The 5976-nt window shown below is 44.0% G+C and carries 5 protein-coding genes; 4 read left to right on the forward strand and 1 reads right to left on the reverse strand.

Annotated elements, in window-relative coordinates; translation table 11 throughout:
- Positions 1-453: 453 nt before the first annotated feature.
- From LLG96_03200 to dgoD, 4 genes are all read left to right on the forward strand, one after another.
- Positions 454-801, forward strand: coding sequence for a PadR family transcriptional regulator (locus tag LLG96_03200; GenBank protein ID MCE5249206.1), 348 nt, complete (start codon positions 454-456; stop codon positions 799-801).
- Positions 798-1544, forward strand: a complete 747-nt coding sequence (locus tag LLG96_03205; GenBank protein ID MCE5249207.1) for a hypothetical protein — start codon at positions 798-800, stop codon at positions 1542-1544. Before LLG96_03200 ends, LLG96_03205 begins: the two co-directional genes overlap by 4 nt.
- Before the next feature lie 11 nt (positions 1545-1555).
- On the forward strand, positions 1556-1954 hold the full coding sequence (locus LLG96_03210) for a hypothetical protein (protein MCE5249208.1): 399 nt from the start codon (positions 1556-1558) through the stop codon (positions 1952-1954).
- Positions 1955-2493: 539 nt separating this feature from the next.
- Positions 2494-3639 carry a galactonate dehydratase gene (gene dgoD, locus LLG96_03215; GenBank protein MCE5249209.1) on the forward strand — a complete coding sequence of 382 codons (1146 nt, stop codon included), beginning with the start codon at positions 2494-2496 and terminating at the stop codon, positions 3637-3639.
- Positions 3640-4608: 969 nt separating this feature from the next.
- Here the strand turns inward: dgoD and LLG96_03220 are convergent.
- The coding region (locus tag LLG96_03220; GenBank protein MCE5249210.1) for a hypothetical protein at positions 4609-5976 on the reverse strand (1368 nt) is incomplete at its 5' end.

A 5976-nucleotide genomic window follows, 5' to 3' on the forward strand; every position in this document is an offset into this window, starting at 1 on the left:
CGCCTCCGACTGACTTATCCTCCCAGACTCAACCTCTCCCACCACATGCAGCTTCAATACCTCCGTAAACCGCACTCCCATTCCCTCTTTCATCCTTGACTCCTTGTCCCTTCTTCTGTAAACTTATTTCAGGACAAGACAGATCTTTTGTAAGAAAAAAAATTTATGAATAATCCGGGTTAACAGCACACGGATTTTCGCGGACCGGGCGAATTTTCGCGGATTCTTTTGATTAAAAATTGAAAATACTGTATTCCTTCTCAAAGGCACACCTCCTGTTCTATATCGGGGAAAGGTTGTAGGTTACCCGGATATTATAGAATAAAGTGCTGCTATTTATTAACTTACCCTGACACTGCTGATTTGCGCAAAAAAACCTCTTGACAAAAACTATCGGACATATATATTGACTCTCGATATATAGAGCATCTATATATTAACGAGAGGATATCGATGAAACGGCCCGGAATCGAAATCGCGACATTGCCGAAGAACTGTAACGAAGCCCTGATACTGGCAATCCTTGCGCGTGGCGACCGTCATGGGTACCAGATAGCTCTCGAACTCGAGGAACTGAGCGGAGGGGTCTTTACTTTCAACCACGGCACCCTCTATCCCATCCTGCACAAACTCGAAAAGGATGGCTTGATACGAGGCCTGTGGGAGGACATCGATTCCGGGAGAAAGCGCAAGTATTATACGACTACCGGGAAAGGGAAGGAGTATCTCACTCAACAGCGGGCGGGTTTGGGTGAGTTCTTCTCCGCCCTTATGTCAATCATAGGAGACCGGACGACATGAACAGGTTCACTGCGCTGCTCAGGGAAATGAGCGGTCGACTCGATGTGCCGCAACCGTTGAAATCCCGCATTCTGCTGGAATTGGCGGGCGATCTGGAAGACCTGTATGCTACGTATATAAATCGCGGGATAGCCGAAGAGACGGCGATGCGGATGGCCGTAGATAAAATCGCCATCGGCGATGAGGCTGTCGATCTTCTGATCCGACTGAACGACTCTGCCGTCAAACGCTTTCTGCGGCGTTTTCCTTCCCATGTTCAGCGGTGGATCGAAGTTATATCCTGGTGTGTTATCATGCTGGCAGCCAGTTGTGTTCTATACATGAAAGCATCCCACGGTTCACTGTTCATCGACGGGCCTTTCGCGTGGATGCTGGCGGGTATAACACTCGCCCTCTGCGGGATTACAATTTCACGGCTTTATGTCCTTTATATCAAGAGGGATCATACCGTGACGAGAATACGTTCGGGATTGCCTTTCATGCTCTTCCTCGGATGTCTCAGCATCCTGATCGGCGTCGATGGTTTTTTTCTTGAAATCTACTCTGCACTCATAAAAGCGATTTATGCCGGGGGAAAGGATGTCTCCGGCCTTATATCGACGTTACAGGGCGCTTTCTTTTTCGTCGCGCTCAGTTTTTTTCTTGCGGCGACCGCGTCAGTGATCTGGTTCGTGTTCACGCTCAAGACTCTGACCATCGAGCAGCATGAAAAGGCCGTGTTGTACGGTAAACCATTATCATGAAGGAGGTTGTTGTGGGATTCATTCTTCGAAACTGGGGACCGTTCGGTATCATCAACGTGGTACTGACGCTTGTTGTTATCGTCCAGGCGATACGGTGCGCTGTGGAACTCTATGTCAGAAAGCGGGAAAACCGTCTGCAGACGATGGGAAGCAGGATTAACGCAATTCTGTTCTGGAGCGGATTGATCGTTCTGTTTGGATTCATTGGATCTTTCTTTGGCGCAAGCAGCGGGCTTGAAAGCGTCATCAAGACAGGTTCTTCCGATCCCCAAATCGTCTATGCCATGATTGTGGGATTGCTGCAGTTTGTCATATATAGCCTGACGGTTTTTACAATCTCCGTGATTGTCTGGTTTATTATTAGAAACCGGTACGCAAAACTGCTCGAAGCAACCATCGGGCATATCTGATCGGGTCGGCCAAGGCGATGGTGCTGTGAAAAGGTTTTCCACAGCGCCATCGTTGCAGCCACAACATTTCTTTCCTGACTCACAAATGTATCCGGTCTCGTTTATGCCGGGTAACTCCTGATTCCGGGCTGTAATCAGTATCCATGACTTTCCGGTTAACTATTTACAATGTTCCATTCCTGTCACTTCATGACACCCTTCTCCCGGAGGAGGCAGGATATAAGCATGGCGATACGGTTTTTTTTGCCGGAATTTTGGAAAGTGTCGCCTCAGCGCCTGAAGAAGAACTTTAAAGATTATAGCAACTTCAATTCAAAACAACTTGACAAATCTATAATTCTTTGATAATAAATTGCTTGTCATATTTTCATTCTATGTAACCGGACACTGCCGAGGTCACGTAAAAAAATATAAAACAAACAAATCCGCGTAAATTCGTATAATCCGTGAAAATCCGTATTCCATTCCTGCCTTTGGATCGGTCATGAATGAACCTGATTGAAAGCAGGTGTGATTTCACCAAAACCATAAGGTGTACAATGAAAATAACCGGCATTAATACGTACATGAGCAAGGAACAGCACCGTAATCTTGTTTTCATCGAAATTGCCGCCGACAACGGTTTGACCGGAGTTGGCGAAGCGTACTCGGTCGGCCCGGAGGAAGCGGTTGTCGCCGCTGTCCGTTATTTCGAGCCCTGGCTGACCGGCATGGACCCCCGGAACATCGAGGGCATCTGGCAGAAGCTCTACAGGTTCAGCCGTTTTCCCGGAGGATTTGTCCTCATGTCGGCTTTGAGCGGGATCGATATCGCTCTCTGGGACCTCGCGGGAAAAAGCGCCGGAGTCCCCGTATGGATGCTGCTCGGCGGGAAATGCCGCGACCGTATCAGAACCTACGGCCATGTTTCGGGAACGACAATCTCCGAAATGGCCGCAAAAACGGCGGAAATCATCGGAAAGTACGGCTTCACGGCCGTAAAGTGCTTCCCCGTGCCGCTAAAACAGGATGCGGTTCTGCCCTGGCGCGAGATCATTCGCGAGACGCCGAAACGCCTGGCCGCCGTCCGTGAGACCGCCGGGGACGATGTCGATGTCGCCGTGGATGTGCACGCCGCGGTGAGCAATGTCGCATGCGCGGTCGAGCTCGTCGAAGCCATCAAACCATACCATCCGCTCTTTGTCGAGGAGCCGCTCAGGCCTGAAAACATCGATGCCCTCGCGCAGCTTGTCCGCAAGGTCAACATTCCGGTCGCGACCGGGGAGATGTTCTATGACAAGTGGTCGTTCAGGGAGCTGCTCGTCCGCGAGGCCGCACACATCATTCAGCCCGATATCTGCATTGCCGGCGGAATCACCGAATTGAAAAAGATCGCCGCGCTCGCCGAATCGTTTCATGCCGATGTCGCGCCGCACAATCCCATGGGGCCGGTCGCAACCGCTGCGAATGTCCACCTCTGCGCGGCAATACCCAACTTTCTCATCCTCGAATATATCCCCGACGATATCGCCGAGCGCTGTGATATCATCGACGAACCCCTTGCATTTTCAAAGGGTTATCTCGAAATTCCCGATAAACCGGGCCTCGGTGTCGAGCTGAGGAAAGAGGGGCTCGAAAAACACCCGCCGATCACCTGGCACCGTCCCTTCCGGTATCATGGCGACGGTTCCGCGGCATTCATCTGAGGGAGCGGGAAGAAAATGGCATAAGGCAGGAAAAAAAGGCATAAGGCAAAAGGCATAAGGCAAAAGTGAAATATCCTGTACATGCCTTGTTCATGGGCATTCAGGGGTATTTCTGTATTCATGTATTTGCAAATAAACAACTTAAGCTTTTGCGACATGATACAAAAAAAGTGCCGGAAAATTGATACCGGGACTCCCGTAATCACCTGCCAGCAGGATGTTCAGAACCGATCCTGTCTGCGGATGCTTCATTCATGGGCATTCAGAGGAAAATATGCAGACAACCTCATTTATAAAAAAGAACTTAGCTGTTTGACGAAAAATTCAGTGCGTTTACAGGGAATTCATGGACGGGATTTAATCTCGTATTCTCAAAAAAAATAAAATTATTTTTGACAGGATTTACAAGATTAACAGGATTTATATTATTAAAATTAAAAAAAGAAAAAAGCCACAGATTACATAGAAAAAAGATGGATTATCTACAGATGGATATAGGTATTTTAAAAAATTTCTCGCAACGGCGCGAAAACGCAAAAGAAAAAAAACAGAAAAAAGGAGAAAATATTAACCACAGATAACCACAGATGGACACGGATAAATATAATATAGTAATATTTTATTATTCTTTTTCAAGTCACCATTAATAAGCGGGATTCAGGAAGATCAGCATTCAGCAAGGGCAATTCGTGAATTGCCCCTACAATAGTTACCGAAAAATGTATAGCTCGCTGTGCTCCCACACCTGGCGCACTAATCACGCTGGCGTACTGTAGAAGAAAATCGACGTAGCGGAGTGGGCATGACAGTTTTTGCTTTTACGCGTCAACTCGGAAAACACTCCGTTATTCCTTTTTTCTTCGGTATTGTGCTTCGTTCGTTACTTTCCTATGAGTCTACTACCTGACGTACAATAGCTAATTCACATCGAGGGAAACTACATTTCCGTTTGGAGCAGGACAACATGATTTAACCTTCAAACTCAATTTTACGTAGTTGCATCTCCTCGTCTGCTCTTTTTCGTTCTCTCTTGGCACTATCCCTAAAACTCTTAATCATACGTTTGGCGAACTTTCGGACGTGTTCGTTCTCGTCGTCCTTGTACTTTTTAAGTTCTTTCGCCTTACCTTCATATGCGTTAGCTATACCATATTCTCCCGAAACAATTCCAGTCGAGTACATATTAACACTTACCTTACGGAGAATCTGTTCGTTATCTGTCCTACGAACAATTTCAATACACATATCGAAGTTAACTCCTTCAATAGAGTGCATAACCAGTACAGCTTTCATCAAACTATCTTCATCACCTTTTTCAATGAGTGACTTAAGTATTTCGTTAAATCCAATTCCAATTTCTTGCATAAAATGGGATATATGAAAGTTATAAACACTTAATTTTACAGTCATATTCTCGATCCACTTGCCAGCAATTTCTTTAAAGTCAGGGTGTTGAGTAATGAAGTTACATAACTCTGGATTAATATGATATGGAATAGCTTCATAACGCTCATCTATCGTGAATCCATGTTTTTCTTTGCTCTCTACATCTTTATTAATTCGGTTCAGAAAGATGTCCATAACTGCTTGAATTCCATCACGTTTGCCAATAGCAATAAGAATTTCCTGAATATGCCAGTCTATATCAGTTAGTTCAATCATTTTTTGTTTCAAAAATTCAATAGTATCTGAACTCAAAGTTTGGATATTAAACCTTTTTTTCCAAATTACATATGGCAGTTGTTGGAAATACAATTTCAGGTAATGTGGATTCTGACTTATTTCTTGTACTATCAAATGCTCCATACGCTGAGAATTTGTTGCATGATTTCTTGCTAATGAATTTATAATGGCATAATGAATTTCATAATCCATTTTATCTTGTAAATATGAAAATTTCCCTTTTTGTTTAACAATATCTTCAAGTAAATCAATATCTTTTTTTCTTATTTTATTTACCAAATCTGAACCTTCTGGTAAATAAAGAGAATAAACTATAGAACTTGTCAATTGAATACTATTTGTATCAATGATTTTTTTAACGTATTTATCCCAAAGTTTTAATTGATTCGCATTTCGGAAACCATCTAAAAAATATCTTGTATAATTTTTAAGGTTCTTATTTTGCTCAAACGCATCAGAAAGAATTTTATCTGCTAATTCAGGTTTGATATTAGCGATCTTTTGAAGAAAAGACTTGAAATTCTGAAACTTCCAATCATCAATGATTTTTTGTTGATCAGCAATTTTATTAAGGTAAGTTATCCATTTATCAACCTTATCCACTGTACAATCATTTAATAAATTTTCTATTTCATTTCTTAATTTTTCATCGGC

The organism is bacterium (assembly GCA_021372535.1).
Lineage (GTDB): Bacteria > Latescibacterota > Latescibacteria > Latescibacterales > Latescibacteraceae > JAFGMP01.